Annotated in this window: 18 protein-coding genes; 11 read left to right on the top strand and 7 right to left on the bottom strand. The window is 63.5% G+C overall.

The window, feature by feature from the left end; translation table 11 throughout:
• Window positions 1-223: 223 nt before the first annotated feature.
• Entirely contained in the window at window positions 224-1,624 is a 1,401-nt protein-coding gene (gene uxaC / locus H582_RS0115005; RefSeq protein ID WP_043111406.1) for a glucuronate isomerase, read from the bottom strand.
• Window positions 1,625-1,773: 149 nt separating this feature from the next.
• Window positions 1,774-2,772, bottom strand: a complete 999-nt coding sequence (locus H582_RS0115000) for a LacI family DNA-binding transcriptional regulator (RefSeq protein ID WP_028599171.1) — start codon at window positions 2,770-2,772, stop codon at window positions 1,774-1,776.
• Window positions 2,773-2,968: 196 nt separating this feature from the next.
• Between H582_RS0115000 and H582_RS0114995 the strand changes: the two genes are divergently transcribed.
• Window positions 2,969-5,233, top strand: a complete 2,265-nt coding sequence (locus H582_RS0114995) for a helix-turn-helix domain-containing protein (RefSeq protein ID WP_043111405.1) — start codon at window positions 2,969-2,971, stop codon at window positions 5,231-5,233.
• A gap of 92 nt (window positions 5,234-5,325) precedes the next feature.
• On the opposite strand, the gene H582_RS0114990 is transcribed toward H582_RS0114995, so the two are convergent.
• On the bottom strand, window positions 5,326-6,204 hold the full coding sequence (locus H582_RS0114990) for a carbohydrate ABC transporter permease (protein WP_028599169.1): 879 nt from the start codon (window positions 6,202-6,204) through the stop codon (window positions 5,326-5,328).
• Between the two features lie 399 nt (window positions 6,205-6,603).
• On the opposite strand from H582_RS0114990, the gene H582_RS0114980 reads away from it, so the two are divergent.
• The 4 genes from H582_RS0114980 to H582_RS0114965 all read left to right on the top strand — a co-directional run bounded on the left by H582_RS0114980 (window position 6,604) and on the right by H582_RS0114965 (window position 10,603).
• Window positions 6,604-7,461: an ABC transporter permease gene (locus H582_RS0114980; protein WP_240479031.1), complete on the top strand. Its 858-nt coding sequence runs from the start codon at window positions 6,604-6,606 to the stop codon at window positions 7,459-7,461.
• Between the two features lie 31 nt (window positions 7,462-7,492).
• The gene (locus H582_RS0114975) at window positions 7,493-9,043 is read left to right on the top strand and encodes an extracellular solute-binding protein (protein ID WP_028599166.1); all 1,551 of its coding nucleotides are present in this window, start codon (window positions 7,493-7,495) and stop codon (window positions 9,041-9,043) included.
• Window position 9,044: 1 nt separating this feature from the next.
• Complete coding sequence (locus H582_RS27815; RefSeq protein ID WP_052333307.1) at window positions 9,045-10,217, top strand: glycoside hydrolase family 88/105 protein; 1,173 nt, start codon at window positions 9,045-9,047, stop codon at window positions 10,215-10,217.
• Window positions 10,218-10,285: 68 nt separating this feature from the next.
• Complete coding sequence (locus tag H582_RS0114965; protein WP_028599165.1) at window positions 10,286-10,603, top strand: YunC family protein; 318 nt, start codon at window positions 10,286-10,288, stop codon at window positions 10,601-10,603.
• A gap of 81 nt (window positions 10,604-10,684) precedes the next feature.
• Here H582_RS0114965 and mtnA read toward each other — a convergent pair whose 3' ends face one another.
• Together mtnA and mtnK are read right to left on the bottom strand one after the other, a co-directional pair.
• Window positions 10,685-11,776, bottom strand: coding sequence for an S-methyl-5-thioribose-1-phosphate isomerase (mtnA, locus tag H582_RS0114960; RefSeq protein WP_028599164.1), 1,092 nt, complete (start codon window positions 11,774-11,776; stop codon window positions 10,685-10,687).
• Window positions 11,777-11,836: 60 nt separating this feature from the next.
• Window positions 11,837-13,048 (bottom strand): S-methyl-5-thioribose kinase, encoded by a 1,212-nt coding sequence (mtnK, locus tag H582_RS0114955; protein WP_028599163.1) that lies wholly within the window; start codon window positions 13,046-13,048, stop codon window positions 11,837-11,839.
• A gap of 129 nt (window positions 13,049-13,177) precedes the next feature.
• On the opposite strand from mtnK, the gene H582_RS0114950 reads away from it, so the two are divergent.
• The 6 genes from H582_RS0114950 to sufB all read left to right on the top strand — a co-directional run bounded on the left by H582_RS0114950 (window position 13,178) and on the right by sufB (window position 19,155).
• Window positions 13,178-13,810, top strand: coding sequence for a DUF1802 family protein (locus H582_RS0114950; RefSeq protein ID WP_228551637.1), 633 nt, complete (start codon window positions 13,178-13,180; stop codon window positions 13,808-13,810).
• Between the two features lie 156 nt (window positions 13,811-13,966).
• Window positions 13,967-14,746, top strand: a complete 780-nt coding sequence (gene sufC / locus H582_RS0114940) for a Fe-S cluster assembly ATPase SufC (RefSeq protein WP_028599161.1) — start codon at window positions 13,967-13,969, stop codon at window positions 14,744-14,746.
• A gap of 20 nt (window positions 14,747-14,766) precedes the next feature.
• Window positions 14,767-16,065 carry a Fe-S cluster assembly protein SufD gene (sufD, locus tag H582_RS0114935; RefSeq protein ID WP_028599160.1) on the top strand — a complete coding sequence of 433 codons (1,299 nt, stop codon included), beginning with the start codon at window positions 14,767-14,769 and terminating at the stop codon, window positions 16,063-16,065.
• Complete coding sequence (locus tag H582_RS0114930) at window positions 16,062-17,288, top strand: cysteine desulfurase (protein WP_028599159.1); 1,227 nt, start codon at window positions 16,062-16,064, stop codon at window positions 17,286-17,288. Before sufD ends, H582_RS0114930 begins: the two co-directional genes overlap by 4 nt.
• Complete coding sequence (gene sufU, locus H582_RS0114925) at window positions 17,275-17,718, top strand: Fe-S cluster assembly sulfur transfer protein SufU (protein ID WP_028599158.1); 444 nt, start codon at window positions 17,275-17,277, stop codon at window positions 17,716-17,718. The genes H582_RS0114930 and sufU overlap by 14 nt, the downstream gene beginning before the upstream one ends.
• Before the next feature lie 39 nt (window positions 17,719-17,757).
• A complete protein-coding gene (gene sufB / locus H582_RS0114920) occupies window positions 17,758-19,155 on the top strand; it encodes a Fe-S cluster assembly protein SufB (RefSeq protein WP_028599157.1) in 1,398 nt (465 codons plus the stop codon).
• Window positions 19,156-19,976: 821 nt separating this feature from the next.
• Here sufB and H582_RS0114915 read toward each other — a convergent pair.
• Both H582_RS0114915 and H582_RS30190 read right to left on the bottom strand, forming a co-directional pair.
• Window positions 19,977-20,450, bottom strand: a complete 474-nt coding sequence (locus tag H582_RS0114915) for an ImmA/IrrE family metallo-endopeptidase (RefSeq protein WP_028599156.1) — start codon at window positions 20,448-20,450, stop codon at window positions 19,977-19,979.
• 34 nt (window positions 20,451-20,484) lie between these two features.
• On the bottom strand, window positions 20,485-20,838 hold the full coding sequence (locus H582_RS30190) for a helix-turn-helix domain-containing protein (RefSeq protein ID WP_084137343.1): 354 nt from the start codon (window positions 20,836-20,838) through the stop codon (window positions 20,485-20,487).
• Between the last annotated feature and the right edge of the window lie 148 nt (window positions 20,839-20,986).

Here is a 20,986-nt window from a genome sequence, read left to right as displayed (position 1 = left end):
ATCCAAGGCATAAATGTGCCTTGGATTGCGGACCGCCGGCCGACTCGTCGAATCCAAGGCATAAATGTGCCTTGGGATTCAACCCTCGTGACACCGTCACAAGCAGCGCGCAAAAGGCCCAATAGCACGAATAGCGCGAATAGCGCCAAACAGGCGCAAAAGCAAAAAAACCGCCGGCCTCCCAAGCAATCGCTGGGAGGCCGGCGGCCTTTCGCGTCCAGCTTCAGCCTTCGCCGAAGCCGAAGTAACGAGCGGCGTTGCCGTAGGAGATGTCGCGCACGAGCGCGCCGAGCGTCTCGGCGTCGTCCGGCGCTTCGCCGCGGGCGGCGTACTCGCCGAGCAGCTCGCACAGCACGCGCCGGAAGTATTCGTGCCGCGTGTAGGAGAGGAAGCTGCGCGAGTCGGTCAGCATGCCGACAAAGCGGCCGAGCAGGCCGTGGTCGGCGAGCAGCGTCAGCTGGCGGCGCATCCCTTCGCGCGTATCGTTGTACCACCAGCCGGAGCCGAGCTGCATCTTGCCGGGCACGTCCTTCTGGAAGCAGCCCATGAGCGCGAGCAGCGCCGGATAATCGTTCGGATTGAGCGAGTAGAGGATCGTCCGCGGCAGGCCGCTCGACGTCTCGGCCCGGTCGAGCAGCCGGGACAGCGCGGCGGCCAGCGGCCCGTCCTGGATCGCGTCGAAGCCGGTGTCCGGGCCGAGGCGGCGGCCCATCGGGGTGTTGTTGTTGCGGCTGGCATGGATATGCAGCTGCATCGTCCAGCCCTGAGCCTCGTACATGGCGATCAGCTCGAGCAGCAGCGCCGTCCGGTAGGCGGTCTTCTCCGACTCTTCCAGCTGCTCGTCGCGGATGCCTTTGGCGAAGATCCGCTCCAGCTCCTCCGGCCCCGCCTCGCCATAGGCGAGCGTATCGAGCGCATGATCCGACAGCCGGCAGCCCTGCTCATGGAAAAAGCCGACCCGCGCCCGCAGCGCCTGCACCAGCTCCGCATAGCTGCCGACCGCCGCTCCCGACGCCTGCTCCAGCCGTCCGATCCACGAGGCGAAGCCCTCGGCATGGATGTTCAGCGCCTTGTCCGGACGGAAGGTCGGATAGACGGAGAACTCGCTCTCCTCCTCGCGCAGCAGGCGATGAAACTCGAGGCTGTCGGCGGGATCGTCGGTCGTGCAGATGACGCGCACCTGCGAGCGCTTGATCAGGCTGCGCCGGCGGAACGCATCGGTGGCCAGCAGAGCGTTCGCGCGCTCCCAGATATCCGGGGCGGTCCGCTCGCTGAGCAGCTCGTCGATGCCGAAAAAGCGCCGCAGCTCCAGATGCGTCCAGCTGTAGAGCGGATTGCCGACGGCGAGCGGAAGCGTGCGCGCCCAGGCGAGGAACTTGTCGTAGTCCGGCGCGTCGCCGGTGATGAGCTCCTCGGGGATGCCGTTCGCGCGCATCAGCCGCCACTTGTAGTGGTCGCCGGCGAGCCAGGCTTCGGTCAGGCTGCGGAACGGCTTGTCTTCGTAGATCTCTTTCGGATCGAGATGGCAGTGGTAGTCGATGATCGGCTGGCCTGCGGCATGATCGTGGTACAGGCGGCGCGCGGTGCCGGTCGTCAGCAGGAAGTCGTCGTTCAGAAAGCTCATCGCAATATCGCTCCTTGTCGATTGAGGATCGGCGTGCCTGCAGCGTCACGCCGGTATTGAAGGGGGACGTTCCGGGACGGTCTCGGAAGGCGTTCCGTGTTTCGGTTCCGATTTCGCACACGTTAACATCTTGCTGCAAAAAGCGGACGCTACCGCAGGTCCGCCACGCTGTCCCTCGCCATCAGCTCGGTCTTCACCAGCAGCTGGGACGCCGCGAGCGACGGATCGCGCATGAGCGCCAGCAGCTGCTCCGCTCCGAGCCGGGCGATCTCCGCCACGGGACGGCCGACGGTCGTCAGCGCCGGGCTGGCATAACGCGCATAGGGGATGTCGTCGAACCCGATCAGCGACATCCCGGAGGGAATCGCGACGCCCTGGGCATAACAGGCGTTCATCGCGCCGATCGCCATGTCGTCGTTGGAGCAGATGACGACGCTTGGGCGCTCCTCCAGCTCCAGCAGGCGGAGCATGGCGGCATGGCCGCTTTCGGGGCCGTAGTCGCCCTGGACGAAGCATTCCTCGCACAGCGGCAGGCCGTGGCGGATGAGCCCGTCGATGTAGCCGGCCCGGCGCTGCGCGGTCGAGCGGAAGCCGCTTCGTCCCTCGATCAGCGCGAAGCGGCGATGGCCTCTGGCGGCCGCGTAGGCGACCGCTGCGGCGACGCCGTCCCGGTCGCTGGCCGACACCGTCGCGACGCTGGGATCGTCCAGCTGGCGGTTGAGCACGACGAGCGGCAGCGACGCCTGCCGGACATGGTAGATGAAGCCGTTGTCCGCGTCGCTCTGGCTCATCAGCAGGATGCCGTCGTAGCGCTGCGGCGTGACGGAGTCGTAATGCTCCATCATGTCGAGGCCGGCTACGGACAGCAGGTAGTCCTCGCCGATCTGCTGGCGGATGCCTCGGAGCGCCTCGGCGAGGAAGCTGGCCGACGTGCCTTGCGCGATGCTGGAGAAGAACAGGCCGATCGTGTACGTCCTGCGCTGGACGAGGCTCTTGGCGCTGAAGTTCGGCGCGTAGTTCATGTCGGCGGCGATGCGGGCGATGCGCTCGCGCGTCTCGCGCTTGATCTGCGGGCTGCCGCCGAGCGCCCGCGAGACGGTCGTGTGGGAGACTCCGGCCGCGCGGGCGATGTCCTTGATGGTGACCATGCTGTCGTCGTCCTTCCTTTCCCGCCGCCGGCTCGATTCCGTCCTTCGTGCATTTGGCGACGCCTTCATTGTAGGCCCGGCCCGCGAGCCCGTCAAGGACCGGAAAGCGTTTTCCGCACACGTTTTAAAAATATTGGCAGATCATGGAATGCGAATTATAATAGGGCAAGAACGCTGAAGAGGGGCTCATATCGCCATGACCATCCGGTTCCGCCAAGGCAAGACCTTCTACCGCATCTTCCTGCCGATCCTCGTGCTGGGTGTCGCGCTTGCTTCCGGGCTCGGCAGCTATATTTACATGACGACGACCCATTCGGTCATCGACCGGCTGGCCGCGGGCAAGCTGAGCTTCGTCTCCCAATCCAAAAATACGCTCGAGCAAAGCATACGCACGATTGAATACGCTTTCACAACCTACAGCACGACGAGCTCCTTCCGGGAGGCCGTCTCGCAGCCGATCAGCGAGCAGTCGTTCCAGGAGTTCCGGAGCGTCAACTCGCAGCTGAACTACATCGCCACGATGGGGATGGACGGCGCCGAGTATACGCTCATCAGCCTCCAGCAGCGCTGGCAGATCGCCAGCGGCAAGCTGACCCAGCTCTCGGACGAGGAGCTCCGGCGGCTGCAGGACGACTACATCGGCGGCCGCAGGACGGGCTTGTTCTGGATGCCGACGCAGGACGGCCTGCGGCTGGTCCATACGCTTCCGGCCTTCTCGATCGCCAAGACCGCCGTCGCGCTGTCGGACCTGCCGAAGGCGAGCCTCGACCGGATGCTGGCGACGCGCGAGGACTCGCCGCTGCTCATCCTCAACAGCGAGGGGACGCCGCTGTACGAGCCGCGTCCGCTCGGACTGGACGCCGCCGCGGTCCGCCTGCTGGCCGGGGAAGCCGCCAAGGGGACATCCGGCGTCGTGACGCTGACGGACAGCTCCGGGCGAAGGACCCAGGCGGCTTACGTCCGCTCGGACTACAACAGCTGGGTATACGCGACGCCGCTGCGTCCGCAGGAGACGGCCCAGGCGCTTCGCCCCGCTTTGTACGGCCTCATCCTGATGGGAGCGCTCATCGCCGGCCTGATCGTCGTCGTCGCTTATTTCATCGCCTACTACTTCGCCAACTCGATCCGCCGCATCCAGGTCCGCCTGCCGAGATCCGCCGGAGCGCAGGCCGCCGACGCGCCGGCCAAGGACGAGATCGACTGGATCGTCCGCTCGATCGACCATCTGCTCGTCGAGAAGCAGAGCCTGGAGAGCCTGCTCGAGACGGAGCTGCCCAAGCTGGAGACGCAGCTGCTGCTGAACCTGTTCCGCGGCCGCATGGAGGCGGACGAGCTCGCTCACCAGCTCCGCCGGTTCGGCTACCGCCTGTCGCCCGAATGCCGCTATGCGGTCATGCTGATCCAGCTTGACAGCTACGGCTCGCGAGGCGCGGCTGACAAGGACATGCTGCTGCTTGCGGCCAGCCATCTCGTGGAGGAGCTCGTGCCGCGCGAGCGAAGGCTGCTGCCGATCGTGCTCAATGAAGGCACGCAGGCGACGGTGTTCACGTTCGACGGCTGGACCGACGAGGAGATCCAGCGCTGCCTGCAGCAGGCGGCCAAGCAGGCGATCGTCGGCGCGCGCGAGCGTCTCGGCGTCTCGATCAGCGTCGGCTTCAGCCGGATCTACCGGGATCTTGCCGGCGGCAGCAGGGAAGCCGTCGAGATGGGCAAGCAGGCGCTCCATCAGCGGCTGCATCTCGGCAAGGAATCGATCATCTTTTACGAGGATGTGGCGGAGGTCGTCTCCGGTCCGGTGCTGCTCCGCTATCCGGCGCAGCTGGAAAACATCCTGTTCGACGCGATCCGCCTCGGCGACGAGCAGGCGGCCGCGGCCGCGCTGTATCCGTTCCTCGCCGAGTGGATGAAGACGAGCAAGAACTCGACCGACTTCGAGGTGATGCTCGTCCGGTTCGTGCACGACCTGATCCAGCTGGAGCAGCTGCTCGGCATCCAGGTGCTGCTGGCGCCGGACAACGAGTCGCTCTACCAGCGCGTGCTGCAGATCCGCAATCCGGAGGAGATCGAGCGGATCCTGATGGAGGGCGCGGTGCTGCCGATGGCCCGCTCGATGAAGCAGAAGACGAACGAGCAGTTCCGCTCGCTGTCGGACCGGATCGCCGCGATCGTGCGCAGCGAGTACGACCGGGAGCTGTCGCTGGAGTCGATCGCGGACCGGCTGCACTACAATCCGAACTACTTGAGCAGCATTTTCCGCAAGGAATACGGCATCACGTTCAGCGAGTTCCTCATGAACTACCGGCTCGAGACGGCGAAAAAATGGCTGGCCGAAACGGAGCTGCCCGTCAAGGAGATCGCGGAGCGGCTGCAGTACCAGAATCCGCAGAACTTCATCCGCTCCTTCCGCAAGAAGGAGAACATGACCCCGGGCGCCTACCGCAAGGAGCGCCGCGGAGCGTGAGCCTCAAGCGGCGCCGCCCTGCGGGCCGCCGGCCGCGCCCGCAAAAAAAGCGAGGAGGGAGCCCGCCCAGGCAGGCTCTCTCCTCGCTTTTCTCATCCCTTGACCGCCCCGAGCAGCGCTCCCTTCACGAAATGCCGCTGCACGAATGGATAGGCGAGCAGCATCGGCAGCGTGGCGACGACGATGACGGCCATCTTGATCGTCTGGGCGGGAGGGACGACGTCGACGGAGCCGCTTTCGGCCTGCATGCCGCTCGAGACGATGACGATCTGCCGCAGCAGCACCTGGATCGGCCAGCGGACGGAGTCGGTGATGTAGAGGATCGCGGTCATGTAGGTGTTCCAGTAGGCGACGGCATAAAAAAGCGAGATCGTCGCCACCGAGGGCAGCGCCAGCGGCAGCATGATCTTGAAGAAGATGCCGAGGTCGTTGGAGCCGTCGATCTTGGCCGATTCCTCCAGGCTGTCCGGGATCGCCTGGAAGAAGTTCCGCATGATGATGAGGTTGAACGCGTTGACCGCGACCGGCACGATCATCGAGGCATAGGAGTTGATCAGGCCGAATTCCTTGACGACGAGGAACGTCGGGATCATGCCTCCGCTGAACAGCATCGAGAAGACGACGATGAAGTTGATCGCTCCGCGGCCGCCGAGATAGCGGCGCGACAGGCCGTACGCCATGAGCGCCGTCAGCGCCATGCTGACGATCGTGCCGGCCGCCGTCACGCCGAGCGAGACGCCGAGTCCTTTGAACAGCGTCGGCGTGGAGAGGATGTAGCGGTAGGCGTCGAGCGAGAACGTCGTCGGGAACAGGATGAAGCGCCTCGAGACGACCTCGGATGTCGAGGCGAACGAGCTGGCGATGACATGGATGAACGGCAGCACGCAGACGAGCGCGGCCGCACCCAGAAAGCTGTAGTTGAACACATCGAACAGCCGGCTTCCGGGAGCGGGACGGTGGGATCGGTTCATGCGAATTCCTCCTTGGAGATGGTCCATGCTCCGACTGTATCAAGGGAACGGAGTTCCGCCTATAATCACCAGGCGCGGATCTGCGATGCCGTCCGGAAGCGCCGCCGCGCGGCGGCCGCCGCTGCGATGATCCTCAGCTGATTCCATGCGCTCCGTCTCAGCTCCATGACCGGAAAAGCCCGCAGCGGCAAGGAAAAGGCCACGATGATCAGCAAATGATTATAGGCGGAATGGCGGGCGCGGGCTATGCTGGAAACAGATTTGACAGCGCTTGCGAGGGGGCAATGATTCATGAAGGATTCCTTGGCGGCACCGGCGAGCCGCTCGCCCGGAGCCGCTCTGAAAAGCAGGGCCGCGCATCGATGGAAGGGATGGCGGCGAGACAAGCTCCTCTATCTGATGATTCTCCCCGGCTTCCTTTATTTCGTCGCATTCAAGTATTTGCCCATGGGGGGGCTGATCATCGCCTTCAAGGACTATCAGCCCTTCCTCGGCCTCGGCGGCAGCCCGTGGGTCGGACTGAAGCATTTCGAGCGGTTGTTCGCCGAGCCGACGTTCCTGATGCTGCTGCGCAACACGATCGTGCTGTTCCTGATGGACGTGCTGCTCGTGTTTCCGCTGCCGATCCTGTTCGCGCTGCTGCTGAACGAGGCGCGGGCGAGGCGGTTCCGGAACGCCGTCCAGACGCTGCTCTATTTGCCCCACTTCATGTCCTGGGTCATCATCGTCTCCATCTGCTACGTGTTCCTGTCGGTCGACGGAGGCGTCGTCAACGAGGCGCTCGCCAGCGTCGGGCTGCCCCGGATCGACTTCCTCACCTCGCCGGAATGGCTCCGCTTCATGTACATCGGCCAGATCATCTGGAAGGAGCTCGGCTGGTCGACGATCATTTTCATCGCGGCGATCTCCGCCGTCGATCCGCAGCTGTACGAGGCGGCGGACATGGACGGCGCGAGCCGGCTGCGCAAGATGTGGCATGTGACGCTGCCGGCCATCCGTCCGGTCATCATCACGCTGCTGATCCTCAAGATCGGCCATACGCTCGACCTCGGGTTCGAGCATATGTATCTGCTGCTCAACTCCATCAACCGCGAGGTGGCGGAGATCTTCGATACTTACATCTATACGGCGGGGCTGAAGAACGGACAGCTCAGCTACAGCACGACGATCGGCCTGTTCAAGGGGCTGGTCGGCCTGGCGCTCGTCATGCTGGCCAACCGGCTGGCGAAGAAGATGGGCGAGGACGGAGTCTATTGAATCAACCACATGAAGAAAAGGGGCGAGCGACATGGAAACCAAACGAATGAAGCAGGCTGGGCTGACGCTGCTCGGATGCGCGCTGCTGCTGTCGGCATGCAGCGGCAATGGGGCGGGAGGACAAGCGGAAGGCAAGGGCAGCGCAGGAGCGAATGCCGGAGCGGCAGGGACGGGCGGCGCGGCCGAGCCGGCCGAGCCGGTGTCGATCACCTGGCTGAACGTGCTGCATACCGCCTCGCCTCCGACCGGCACGGTCGTGAAGAAGATCGAGGAAGCGACGAATACGAAGCTCAGCTTCTCCTGGATCCCGGACGCTTCCAAGGAAGAGCGGATCAATACGTCGCTCGCGTCGGGCTCGCTGGCCGATATCGTGACGCTGACGATTCTGGACAATTCCTCGGTGCGCAGCGCGCTCAAGTCCGGCATGTTCTGGGAGGTCGGGCCTTATCTGGACGAGTTCCCGAATTTGAAAGGCATCTCCGCCGATACCCGAAAGTCCGCCTCGATCGAGGGCAAGCTGTATGGCGTGCCGCTGCAGAAGGCGCTCGCCCGCAACGGCGTCATCATCCGCAAGGACTGGCTCGACAAGCTCGGCCTGCCGCTGCCGAAGACGACCGACGAGCTGCTGCAGGCCGCCAAGGCATTCACCGAGCAGGATCCCGACGGCAACGGCATGGACGACACGACCGGATTTACGGACCGCAGCGATCTCGTTTACGGCGCGTTCAAGACGCTCGGCTCCTATTTCGGCACGCCGAACGTATGGAAAGTGGAGAACGGCAAGGCGACCCCGGAATTCGAGACGGAAGGCTACCTGAACACGATGAACTACATGAAGCAGCTCTATGACGGCGGCTACATCAATCAGGACTTCGCCGTGACAGCCAAGACGGACCAGCAGCAGAAGCTGGCGCAGGGCAAGGCCGGCATCTACGTCGGAGCGCTGTTCGACAGCAAGAACCTGCTGAACATGGCCAAGGGCGTGCAGGACGGCATGGAGCTCGCGATGGTGAACGACATTACGGCGCCAGGCCAGCCCCGCGCGCTGTGGAGCGCGAACAACGGCATCGGCGGACTGCTGGCCTTCCCTCGATCGGAAGTGAAGGACGAGGCGGAGCTGAAGCGGGTGCTGAAGTTCGTCGACGATCTGATGAGCGAGGACATCTACGCGCTCACGACCTACGGCATCGAGGGCGTCCACTATTCGGTCGATGCCGACAAGGCGGCGACGATCACGAACCAGGATCTGTGGCAGCAGGAGGTGCAGCCGCTCGCCGGCTCTCGGCCGAAGGACTACGATTACGCCATCCATGACGCCGACAAGCTCAAGCAGGAGGCCGACCGGCTGATCGCCGAGAACGCGGATTACGCCGTGCTGAACCCGTTCTATTCGCTGGAATCCCAGACCTGGTCGACGCAGGGCTCCGAGCTGCAGAAGATCATCACGGACGCGACGTACAAGTTCATCCTCGGCAAGATCGACGAGGCGCAGTTCAAGGCGGAGGTCGAGAAGTGGAGGAAGTCCGGCGGCCAGTCGATCATCGAGGAATACGAAGCGGCCTACAAGCAGGCGGGGCATTGACATGAGGGAGACGACCTGGGCGGTCCGGACGGCCGAGACGATCCTGCAGCGGACGCCGCTGCTGAGCCGCGACAAGGGTTATGGAGGCAAGTGGTCGTACGATTACGGCGTCGTGCTGCAGGGCTTCCTGCAGCTCTGGAAGACGACGGGGGAGAGCCGCTGGCTCGACTTCATCCGCACGAACCTCGACGAGTTCGTCGCGGAGGACGGCAGCATCCGCAGCTACCGTCTGGACGAGTTCAACATCGACCATATCAACAACGGCAAGCTGCTGTTCGACCTGCATCGCGAGACCGGGGAGGAGAAATACCGGCTCGCCGCCGGCAGGCTGCGCGAGCAGCTGCGCCGCCACCCCCGCACGGCGGAAGGCGCGTTCTGGCACAAGCAGATCTATCCTTATCAGATCTGGCTGGACGGCCTGTACATGGGAGCGCCCTTTTACCTGCGATACCTGCTCGAATACGAGGGCGGGGAAGGGCTGGACGACGTGACCCGCCAGTTCCTCCTCAGCGAGCGCCGCACCCGGGACGAGAAGAGCGGCCTGCTCTATCATGCCTGGGACGAAAAGCGCGAGCAGCCGTGGGCGGATCCCGTCACCGGGCAGTCGCCGAGCTTCTGGTCGCGCTCGATGGGCTGGTATGCGATGGCGCTCGCGGACGTGCTGGAGCTGCTGCCGGAATCCCACCGCGATCGCGGAGAGCTGATCCGCATCCTGAAGGACCTGCTGCAGGCGCTGCGCCGCGTCCAGGACCCGGCCTCCGGCGTCTGGTTCCAGGTGCCGGATCAGCCCGGCCGCAAAGGCAATTATCTGGAGGCGTCGGCTTCGTCGATGATCGCGTTCGCGCTGGCCAAAGGACTTCGCCTCGGCGTGCTGCCGGAAGAGTGGCGGCCGATGCTACATCAAGCGTTCGCCGGCATCGTGGCGGAGTTCGTGCTCGAGACGAAGGAGGGCTGGATCAACCTGAACAAGGTATGCCAGGTCGCTGGCCTCGGCGGCGCCGACAAGCGGGACGGAACCTACGCGTACTACATCAGCGAGCCGATCGTGGCCAATGATCAGAAAGGCTTGGGCGCGTTCCTCCAGGCCTGCGTGGAATATGAATGGAAGCTGCTGCAGGGAGTGCCGCCGTTGCAGGCGGGGCAGGCGGCCCAGACGCCAGGCGGGCCTGCCTGACGGCGGCACCATCCCTCCCCTGGCTCGCATACGATAGGGAAGCGAGCTTGGGAGGAGGTAGGGGAACGATGATGCAACTGGTTCCGATCCCGCTCGGGGACGGAATGACGGCGCTCGGCGTCGAGGTCAAGCTGCCCAAGACGACGCTGCTCGCCGTGACGACGGACAAAGGCTACATCATGTGCGGTGCGCTCGACGTAGCTCTGTTCGACAGCAATCCGAAGCTCAAGGAGCGGGGCGTGCTGGCCGCGCGGGCCGTCGGCGTGCGCACCTTGCAGGAGCTGCTGGACGCGCCGCTGGAGTCGGTCACGGAAGCGGCGCAAGCGGCAGGCCTGTCGGTCGGCATGACCGGCATCGACGCGGTGCGCAGGCTGGCTTCGCTTTAAGCGGGCCGAAGAAATGAAAAAAGGCATCGCGTTTTCCGAAATGGAAAGCGCGATGCCTTTTTTACGATGGCTCCTTCAGCCTCAGCTTTGCTTCAGCTCTTCGAACAGCTTTTTCAGGCTGTCGCCATACGGCGGGCGGATGACGCCCTTCTCGGTGATGATGGCCGTGACGTACTCGGCCGGCGTCACGTCGAACGCCGGATTGAACACCTTGACGCCCTGCGGCGCGGTGCGCTTGCCGAAGCCCTCGGTCACTTCCTCCGCGTGGCGCTCCTCGATCGGGATCTCGGCGCCGGTCGGCGTGCCCATGTCGATCGTCGACAGCGGGCAGGCGACGTAGAACGGGATGCCGTGCGCCTTGGCCAGAACAGCCACGCTGTAAGTGCCGATCTTGTTGGCGACGTCGCCGTTCGCCGCGACGCGGTCGGTGCCGACGATGACGGCGTCGATCCAGCCCTTGCCCATGACCATGCCGGCCATGTTGTCGCAGATGAGCGTCACGTCGACGCCGGCCTGCTGCAGCTCGAACGCCGTCAGGCGCGCGCCCTGCAGCACGGGGCGGGTCTCGTCGGCGAAGACGCGCAGGTTCATGCCCTGCTCCTTGGCCAGATAGAACGGCGCGAGCGCCGTGCCGTACTTGGCCGTGGCGAGGCCGCCGGCGTTGCAGTGCGTCAGCACGCCCATGCCGTCCTTCATCAGCTCGAGCGCATGCTCGCCGATGCGGCGGTTCGTCGCTTCGTCCTCGCTCTGGATGAGGATCGCCTCGTCCAGCAGCGCCTGCTTGGCCTCGTCCAGCGGCACGAGCGCTTCGGCGAGGGCGGCGGCGCGGGCCTTCATCCGGTCGAGCGCCCAGAACAGGTTGACGGCCGTAGGACGGCTCGTCGCCAGGTAGGCGGCCTTTTCCTGGACGCGTCCGAGCCAGGCGCCGAGGCTGTCGTCCGGCGCTTCCTGGCCGGGCAGGCCGCTGCCGAGGACGACGCCGTAAGCGGCGGCGATGCCGATCGCGGGCGCTCCGCGCACCTTCATGTGGCGGATCGCTTCCCAGACGCCCTCGGCGTCGGTCAGCGGCAGATAGACGGTCTCCTCCGGCAGCAGCCGCTGGTCGAGCAGCTGCAGCTGGCTGCCGGCCCAGATCAGCGAGATGAGGCCGGGATACGTGCTGGCAGTAGTCATGTTGAATGTTCCTCCATTTCAAATCGCCATGCGGTCAGGCCGGCATGAGGCGGCGGCCGGTCAGCGCGCGGCTGCGGTGAGGGCGATGTCGATCGCCTGCTCGATCGAGCGGATCGAGCGGTTCTGGCGGATGAGCTCCTTGCCGATGGCGAGGGCGAGGCGCTTGGCGCGCTCGCGGACGGCGTCGTCGGGAATCGTGTCGAGGTCCGCGACATGGGCGAAGCCGACGACGCGGCGCACCATCTTGGCGCCGGCGAAGCCGATCGTATCCTGAAGCAGCCGGTCCATATACAGGTCCTGATAGCCCGGAGCGTTGGAGAATACCGGGTCCTTGCCGTGCTCGTCCCACAGCGTGCGGAACTTGGCGCTGAACTGCGTCCACGTGCCGCGCACCGTCTCGAGCAGGAACTCGCGGTACTCCTTGCGGGACGCTTCGTCCGCGCTCCAATGCTCCTGGCCGGCGTAGTTCAGCAGCAGGTTGGCGATGACCGCGCCGATGTCGAAGCCCATCGGGCCGTAAAAGGCGAATTCCGGATCGATCACCTTGGTCGAATCCGGCAGGGCGAAGATGCTGCCCGTATGCAGGTCGCCGTGCAGCAGCGCCTCGCCGCGCGTCAGGAACTTCTCGCGCAGCAGCGCGATCTCCGTGCGCAGGGCGCCGTCGGAGCGGAGGGCGGCCGCCTCGTCGGCGATGGCGTCCTCGTAGTTGTTGCGCTCATGCTCGCGGTACGGCTCGTCGAAGATGAGGTCCTCCGTGATCTGGCACAGCTCCACGTTGACGAACGCCTGCTGGCGCAGCTTCTTCTCCTGCTGGCTCATGCCGAGGTCGGAGGTGAAGAACAGCGTCTGCGCGAGGAACGTCGAGATGTCGCCCGCGAAGCGCGGGTAGACGGTCCGGTCCATCAGCCCCTTGCGCAGGATGACGTGGTCGCTCAGGTCCTCCATGACGGTGATCGCCTGCTCATGGTCCGTCAGGAACACCTGCGGCACGAGCTCGGGCGCGAGCGCATGCTGGATCTTGAGCGCCTCGCCCTCGATGCGGGCGCGGTCGATCGACAGCGGCCATGATTCTCCGAACACCTTTACATAAGGAAGGGCCTGCTTGATGATGAGGCCCTTGCCCGTCGCCGGCTCGGTGATGTGGAAGACGAGGTTGAGGTTGCCGTCGCCGATCTCGCGGCAGCTCAGCTCCGCTTCGGGAGAAAATACGTCCGGGAACGAGCGCGCCAGCTCGATCGCTTCGGCTTCGCTGTAGGGATGATAACCTGGCATGATGGTTGAACCGCCTTTCCTGCTCCATTTAATAAGGATTGTCCAATTATAGCCCATCTTTTTTCGACTTGAAATAGCGGGATTTGGTATAATGGCACGAGACATGGAAGGATAAGGAGCGTGAGGACCGTGACGAACGGGGAAGCAGCGGAGGCGCGGACAGCCGAGGCTGCGCTCATGGAAGGACCGGCCGCCCTCAAGGAGTGGGCCGCCACCGTGCGGGCGCTCGAGCAGGGCCGCCAGATCGTCGTGCTGCGCAAGGGCGGCATCGCCGAGGAGACGCGACGCTTCCGGCTGGAGACGCCGGACTTCTATTTGATGCCCGCGTACGAGCATCAGCGCCGGGAGCTGCTCAAGCCGGAGGCGCAGAGCCTGCTGGACGAGGTGCTGGGCGAATGGGAGGGGCCGCAGGCGGGCGCGATCGCCATCTCGAGCCGCGCCCATGCGGCCGAGGACATCCTCGTGACCGATCCGGAGGCGCTGCTGCGCATCCGCGATCTGCATATCTGGACCGACGCGTTTGCCGAGGAGCGGCTGAAATGGAAAAAGCGCGAGCCGCTGCATGTGCTGCTGCTTCGGGTGTACCGGCTGGCGGAGCCGATCCGGCTGCCAATGGAGCCGGCTTTCACCGGCTGCAAGTCGTGGATCGCCGCCGGGCCGCCGATGGCAGGGGACGGCGCCGTGCCGGTGCTGGACGACGCCGAGTTCGCCCGGCGCAGCGACGAGATCCGCCGCCGGTTGGGAACAGCTGGCGAACATTGATTTATAACGAGTTTTATACTAAAATTATTATTGAGAATCAAATGAGAATGACCTTCCTCGCCGCGGATCCGGTCCGCGCGGGGACGATGCATGCGAATACCCGCTTGACCGCCAGCGGCGGCAAGTACTCATAGGTCGAAGGGAGCAAGGTTCATTATGGCAACGCAATTCACGATTGAAGGACTCAAGGCCGAGATCGAGGGCAAGGAAATTCTCAAGGGGCTCAGCCTGAGCATGAAGGGCGGAGAGATCCACGCGATCATGGGTCCGAACGGCACGGGCAAGAGCACGCTGGCCTCCGCGCTGATGGGACATCCGAAGTATGAGGTGACGGAGGGCTCCGCCGAGCTGAACGGCGAGGACCTGCTGGAGATGGGCGTCGACGAGCGCGCCCGCGCCGGCCTGTTCCTGGCGATGCAGTATCCGAGCGAGATCACCGGCGTGACGAACTCCGACTTCCTGCGCAGCGCGATCAACGCCCGCCGCGAGGAAGGCAACGAGATCAGCCTGATCAAGTTCATCCGCCAGATGGAAAGCAAGATGAAGGAGCTGGAGATGAACCCCGAGTTCGCCCACCGCTACCTCAACGAAGGCTTCTCCGGCGGCGAGAAGAAGCGCAACGAGATCCTGCAGATGATGCTGCTCGATCCGAAGGTCGTCATCCTCGACGAGATCGACTCCGGCCTCGACATCGACGCTCTCAAGATCGTCGCCCAAGGCGTCAACGCGATGCGCGCCGATGATCGCGCGTTCCTCATCATCACCCACTACCAGCGCCTGCTGAACTACGTCAAGCCTGACTTCGTGCACGTCATGATGCAAGGCCGCATCGTCAAGTCCGGCGGACCGGAGCTGGCGGAGCGCCTCGAGGCGGAGGGCTATGACTGGGTCAAGGCGGAGCTCGGCATCGTAGACGAAACCGTCGGCCAGGCTTAAGAGAGACGGGAGGGATTAGGATGAGCACACAACTGGACAATCCCGTCGGACGGGAATTCGCGGAGGCGCTGTCCCGCAGCAAGGGAGAGCCGGCATGGCTCACTTCCCTGCGCGGCGAGGCGGCCGAGCTGGCCGAGTCGCTGGAATGGCCCAAGCCGGAGAAGATCCGCATCGACCGCTGGAACCTGACGGCATTCGGCGAGTATGCCAAGCCGCAGGCGCTGTCCTCGGAGAGCGAGCTGCCGGAAGCGGCCGCATCGCTCGTCTCCGGAGACGGCGCGCTGCTCGTGCAGCGCGGCTCGGGCACGGTGCTGCGGCGCCTGCCGGAGGAGCTGAGCGCTCGCGGCGTCATCTTCACCGATCTGGAGACGGCCGCGGCCGAGCATCCGGAGCTGGTGCAGAAGCATCTGTTCCAGGCGATCGCCAAGGACGAGAACAAGCTGACGGCGCTGCACGCCGCCCTCTGGAACGGAGGCGTGTTCCTGTACGTGCCTAAGGAAGTCGAGATCGACGTGCCGCTGCAGGCGTTGTTCTACAATGACGACGCGTCCGTATCGTTCGCGCCGCATATCCTTATCGTGGCCGAGCGCCACAGCCGCGTCACCTACGTCGACAACGCGCTGACGATCGGCGGCGGCGCGGATGCCGTGCACCACTCGATGATCGAGGTCATCGCCGGCGACGGCGCCAAAGTCGACGTCGCCTCGATCCACCAGCTCGGCGCCAACGTCATCGACACGACGATCCGCCGCGCGGTGCTGGGCAGCGACGCCCGCATCCAGTGGGTCATCGGCGACCTCAACGACGGCAACGTCCTCTCCGACACGCTGTCAGTGCTGAAGGGCAACGGCTCCTCGTCCGATGCGGCCGTCGTGAGCATCGGCGCCGGCAAGCAGCGCATGAGCCTGACGACGCAGGCCAAGCACTTCGGCCTGAACTCCGACAGCAACATGGTGACGCGCGCCGTCATGAAGGAAGAGGCGACGGCGATCATCAACGGCATCACCAAGATCGAGAAGGGCGCGACCAAGGCGAACGGCGTGCAGACCGAGAAGGTGCTCATGCTCAGCCCGAAAGCCCGCGGAGACGCCAACCCGATCCTGCTGATCGACGAGGACGACGTGACGGCAGGCCACGCGGCGAGCGTCGGCCAGGTCAACCCGGAGCAGGTGTACTACCTGATGAGCCGCGGCGTGACCAAGGCCGAGGCGGAGCGGCTGATCATCTACGGATTCCTGGCTCCGGTCGTGACGGAGGTCCCGATCGACGCCGTCCGCGAGCAGCTGCAGCAGCTGCTCGAAAGGAAGCTGGAGGCATGAACATAGAGGAAATCAGGAAGCAGTTCCCGATTCTCCATCAAGAGGTGAACGGGCATCCGCTCGTTTATCTCGACAGCGCGGCGACTTCCCAGAAGCCGCGCTCCGTCATTGAGGCGGTCAAGCGCTACTACGAGCTCGACAACTCCAACGTGCACCGCGGCGTGCATACGCTCGGCTCCCGCGCGACCGAGGCGTACGAAGGGGCGCGCGAGCGCGTCGCCCGCTTCCTGAACGCCCCGTCCGCGGAGCAGATCATCTTCACCCGCGGCACGACCTCGGCGCTCAACCTCGTCGCGACGGGCTACGCTCCGTCGGTGCTCCAGGAAGGCGACGAGATCGTCATCACGCCGATGGAGCATCACAGCAACCTGATTCCGTGGCAGCAGGCGGCGAAGCGCTCCGGCGCGGTGCTGAAGTACATCCCGCTGCAGCCGGACGGGACGATCGCGCTGGCGGACGTGGAGAAGGCGATTACCGGCCGGACCAAGATCGTCTCGGTCATGTACGTCTCCAACGTGCTCGGCGTCATCAACCCGATCAAGGAGATCGCCGAGATCGCCCATCGCCACGGCGCGGTCATGGTCGTGGACGGCGCGCAGAGCACGCCGCATATGCGGATCGACGTGCAGGCGCTGGATTGCGACTTCTATGCCCTCTCGGGCCACAAGATGTGCGGTCCGACCGGCATCGGCGCCCTCTACGGCCGCCGCTCGCTGCTCGAGAACATGGAGCCGATCGAGTTCGGCGGCGAGATGATCGACTTCGTCGACCTGTACGAATCGACCTGGAAGGACATTCCGTGGCGCTTCGAGGCGGGCACGCCGATCATCGCCGGCGCCGTCGGGCTGGCCGCGGCGATCGACTTCCTCGAGGAGATCGGGCTGGACAACATCGACCGCCACGAAAAGGAGCTGGCCGCTTACGCGTACAGCAAGCTGTCGGAGATCGACGGCATCACGATCTACGGCCCGCGCGAAGGACGCGTCGGCCTGATCACGTTCAACCTGGACGACGTGCATCCGCATGACGTCGCCACGGTGCTCGATTCCGAAGGCATCGCGGTGCGTGCCGGACACCACTGCTGCCAGCCGCTCATGCGCTGGCTGGATGTGACGGCGACCGCCCGGGCAAGCTTCTATCTGTACAATACCGAGCAGGACGTAGACCGGCTGGCGGCCTCGCTGCTCCGGACAAAGGAGTTCTTCGATCATGCAATTGGATGATCTGTACCGCCGGGTCATCATGGATCACTACAAGAATCCCCGCAACCGCGGCACGATCGACGAAGGATCCGTGACGGTCAACCTGAACAATCCGACCTGCGGCGACCGCATCTCGCTGCAGCTGCAGGTCGAGGACGGCAAGGTGTCCGACGCCCGCTTCACGGGCGAAGGCTGCTCGATCAGCATGAGCTCGGCCTCGATGATGACGGAGGCGGTCAAAGGCCGCACGCTGGACGAAGCCTACGCGATGGCGGAGAAGTTCTCCGCCCTCATGAAGGGCGAGCCGGTCGAGTTCGACGAGCTGGAGGACATCGAGGCGCTGTCCGGGGTCAACAAGTTCCCGGCGCGCATCAAATGCGCGACGCTCGCCTGGAACGCGCTGCGCAAGGGCGTCGAGTCGCAAGGCCAAGGCAAGCCGGAAGGGCATTGACCTTTCCATCCAAGCCCCACCACAAGGAGCGTGACCAAGATGGCAAAATCGATGCCGGAAATGGAAGAATATAAATATGGCTTCCGCGACGAGCACAAGGCGATTTTCCAGTCGGGCAAAGGCCTGACGCCGGAAATCGTCCGCACGATCTCGGAAATGAAGGGCGAGCCGGAGTGGATGCTGAACTTCCGCCTCAAGTCGCTCGACCAGTTCAACAAGATGGCGATGCCTAAATGGGGCGGCGATCTGGACGATCTGGACTTCGACGACATCCAGTACTACGTCAAGCCTTCCGAAAAGCAAGGCAAGACGTGGGAGGAAGTGCCGCAGGAGATCAAGGAAACGTTCGACAAGCTGGGCATTCCGGAGGCGGAGCAGAAGTTCCTCGCCGGCGTCTCGGCGCAGTACGAGTCCGAGGTCGTCTACCACAGCATGCAGGAGGACCTGGAGAAGCAAGGCGTCATCTTCACCGACACCGACACGGCGCTGCGCGAGCATCCGGAAATTTTCCGCGAGCACTTCGGCACGGTCATCCCGCCGGCGGACAACAAGTTCGCGGCGCTCAACAGCGCGGTCTGGTCCGGCGGCAGCTTCATCTACGTGCCGAAGGGCGTGAAGTGCGAGATTCCGCTGCAGGCTTACTTCCGGATCAACTCCGAGAACATGGGCCAGTTCGAGCGCACGCTCATCATCGCCGACGAGGACAGCTTCGTGCATTACGTCGAGGGCTGCACCGCTCCGGTGTACAGCACGAACTCGCTGCATAGCGCCGTCGTCGAGATCATCGTCAAGAAAAACGCGCGCGTGCGCTACACGACGATCCAGAACTGGGCGCCGAACATCTACAACCTCGTCACCAAGCGCGCCGTCGCCGACGAGAACGCGACGATGGAGTGGGTCGACGGCAACATCGGCTCCAAGCTGACGATGAAGTACCCGGCTGTCATCCTGCGCGGACGCGGCGCCAAGGGCATGGTGCTCTCCATCGCCGTCGCCGGCAAGGGCCAGCACCAGGACGCGGGCGCGAAGATGGTCCACCTGGCGCCGGACACGACGTCGACGATCGTCTCCAAGTCGATCTCCAAGCATGGCGGCAAGGTGACGTACCGCGGCCTCTGCTCGTTCGGCCGCGACGCCGAAGGCGCCAAGGCGAACATCAAGTGCGACACGCTCATCCTCGACAACCAGTCGACGTCGGACACGATCCCGTACAACGAGATCAAGAACGACAACGTCACGCTTGAGCATGAGGCGACGGTCTCCAAGGTATCCGAGGACCAGCTCTTCTACCTGATGAGCCGCGGCCTGAGCGAAGCCGAAGCGACGCAGATGATCGTCATGGGCTTCATCGAGCCGTTCACCAAGGAGCTGCCGATGGAGTACGCGGTCGAGATGAACCGTCTCATCAAGTTCGAGATGGAAGGTTCGATCGGGTAAGCGATAAAAGATGTAAAACTTAACTTTCGTTGAATCCGCAGAAAAGTTCTGCGGATTCTTTTTTATTGCAAGCAGGGCTCCACGCTCGATGAACGCCTTGCCCATACGGACTGAGAAAGCCCTTGCCGATGAAAATAAAAAAAGGCCCGCTAATTGCGAGCCCCTGTCCTATGCACACGATCGAAATGCATCTCCGCGTCTTTAGACCAGCATCGAGAGTTCTTCTAGGCCCCAGGTGGAAATGGACACCATGACGATTCTGTAAGTAGGCAAAAGCAATCAGGACATCAGCCAGATCCACATATCGCTTGAAGGCGACTGCCATACGCCTGCTTTGGGGCTCCGTTTCCAAGGAATGAACGAATACGCCGTCGTTATACTCCAGGGCAATGACGCCCAATATGTCATTAGACTGTGCACACTGAAGCTTATAGCATGTGCACTGTGGATGGCTTTTCATAAAGGTAGTCCAATCAAACCATCCATCACGATCCCGTTTCAGCATGGGACGAAGTCGTCTGCAGTCTTCCAAAGTAAGCGGAGTGATTTTTCCCTGATGGACGCGCCCCCCAGGATCATGTAACTTCCAAGACAATAACCAACACCTTGCAATGGCTATAATAAAACCACCTATGTCCAAACCTGCGGATCTCGTACCACAATCGGTTTAATGATTTCATGAATTTCCCAAAATGAATTGCTCATCCATGAATGGCGTGGCATAACCAAGCGGGGCGACATGGGGAGCCTCCAGCAGGATAAACCCAAAAACCACGCGAGACCGTCCTGACGGTTCGCGTGGTTTTTTACTATAGCTCCCATCAGCGCTCGAACATCTCTACGACGCCGAGCGGATCGAAATAAAGCGTGAACCGGTCGAGCACGACCATCTGGCCGTACTTCTCCTGATAGTGGACAATCGATTCCTGCAGGAACGCCTCGGTCACCTCCAGGTAGTCGGCGATCTCGAACGCGTTGCGGCAGCCGGCGAGATAGGCGCCGATCAGCTCCGACAGCGGGACGAGCTTCTCATAGCCCCAGTTGCGCGCGAGCTTCTCCTGCTTGCGGTTGGCGATGACGGACTGGTCGGTGATGTCGCCCGCAGTCGTATGGTAGTGCCCGAGCTCCTCGGCGAGAATGCAAGCCTTGTCGGCCGATGTGCGCAGGCTGCGGCTGAGCAGGATCGCCTGGACGGCGCGCGTCTCCATATACAGCCCCTTGATCGGTTCAGGCAAGTCGGCGTCCTCGCGAAGAAGGATGGGCGTCTGCTTCAGCAGGCGTTCATATTTGGACATAACCTCTCTCCTAAACGGGTCTTCGTGTCGTTCGTTACGGCTTGGCCAGGGCGATGCGCAGCGCAAGCTTGATCTGCTCCAGCTCCTGGCCGGTCAGCGGCCCTTCATGGCCGATCCGATGCGCGGCCAGCGTCAGGATCTGCTCCTCCGACAGCTCCAGCTCCAGTTCCTGAAGGCTCGGGGAGGCGGCGACGGAGCCGGCGAGCAAATAATCCGAGGAGACGCCGAGCAGCTCCGCCAGCTGGCTGAGCTTGTCGCTCGGCGGGGCGCTTTTGTCCCGCTCGTAGCTGGATATGTTCGCTTCCGACATTTGGAGCTTCGTCGCGAGCTGCATCTGGGTCAAGCCTCGTTTGACCCGGTATTCCCGAATTCGTTTGCCGAGCGACATGGCGGTCCTTCCTCCCTTTTCCATCTGCCTCTTGCTCAAATATGATTTGAGTTTTATGCTGGTATTCCGCAAATGGACTCAAAGCATATTGGTCTTTATGGAAGCATTATACCTTGAAATAGCTTTTTCGACAACAAGCGGTTGAAAA

This window comes from Paenibacillus pasadenensis DSM 19293, assembly GCF_000422485.1.
In the GTDB taxonomy this organism is placed as follows: Bacteria; Bacillota; Bacilli; order Paenibacillales; family Paenibacillaceae; genus Paenibacillus_O; species Paenibacillus_O pasadenensis.
Note: the sequence above shows the minus strand (reverse complement) of the source record. Positions and strands in the feature narration are given on the sequence as shown.

Excerpts from the sequence above, each read along its gene's own strand:
- H582_RS0114980 (WP_240479031.1), top strand. The coding sequence starts at position 6,604 with ATGATTCTCCCCGGCTTCCTTTATTTCGTCGCATTCAAGTATTTGCCC.
- sufD (WP_028599160.1), top strand. The coding sequence starts at position 14,767 with ATGAGCACACAACTGGACAATCCCGTCGGACGGGAATTCGCGGAGGCG.
- H582_RS0114990 (WP_028599169.1), bottom strand. The coding sequence starts at position 6,204 with ATGAACCGATCCCACCGTCCCGCTCCCGGAAGCCGGCTGTTCGATGTG.
- mtnK (WP_028599163.1), bottom strand. The coding sequence starts at position 13,048 with ATGCCAGGTTATCATCCCTACAGCGAAGCCGAAGCGATCGAGCTGGCG.
- sufC (WP_028599161.1), top strand. The coding sequence starts at position 13,967 with ATGGCAACGCAATTCACGATTGAAGGACTCAAGGCCGAGATCGAGGGC.
- sufU (WP_028599158.1), top strand. The coding sequence starts at position 17,275 with ATGCAATTGGATGATCTGTACCGCCGGGTCATCATGGATCACTACAAG.
- H582_RS27815 (WP_052333307.1), top strand. The coding sequence starts at position 9,045 with ATGAGGGAGACGACCTGGGCGGTCCGGACGGCCGAGACGATCCTGCAG.
- H582_RS0114915 (WP_028599156.1), bottom strand. The coding sequence starts at position 20,450 with ATGTCCAAATATGAACGCCTGCTGAAGCAGACGCCCATCCTTCTTCGC.
- H582_RS0115000 (WP_028599171.1), bottom strand. The coding sequence starts at position 2,772 with ATGGTCACCATCAAGGACATCGCCCGCGCGGCCGGAGTCTCCCACACG.
- mtnA (WP_028599164.1), bottom strand. The coding sequence starts at position 11,776 with ATGACTACTGCCAGCACGTATCCCGGCCTCATCTCGCTGATCTGGGCC.
- H582_RS0114995 (WP_043111405.1), top strand. The coding sequence starts at position 2,969 with ATGACCATCCGGTTCCGCCAAGGCAAGACCTTCTACCGCATCTTCCTG.
- uxaC (WP_043111406.1), bottom strand. The coding sequence starts at position 1,624 with ATGAGCTTTCTGAACGACGACTTCCTGCTGACGACCGGCACCGCGCGC.
- H582_RS0114975 (WP_028599166.1), top strand. The coding sequence starts at position 7,493 with ATGGAAACCAAACGAATGAAGCAGGCTGGGCTGACGCTGCTCGGATGC.
- H582_RS30190 (WP_084137343.1), bottom strand. The coding sequence starts at position 20,838 with ATGTCGCTCGGCAAACGAATTCGGGAATACCGGGTCAAACGAGGCTTG.
- H582_RS0114965 (WP_028599165.1), top strand. The coding sequence starts at position 10,286 with ATGATGCAACTGGTTCCGATCCCGCTCGGGGACGGAATGACGGCGCTC.
- H582_RS0114930 (WP_028599159.1), top strand. The coding sequence starts at position 16,062 with ATGAACATAGAGGAAATCAGGAAGCAGTTCCCGATTCTCCATCAAGAG.
- sufB (WP_028599157.1), top strand. The coding sequence starts at position 17,758 with ATGGCAAAATCGATGCCGGAAATGGAAGAATATAAATATGGCTTCCGC.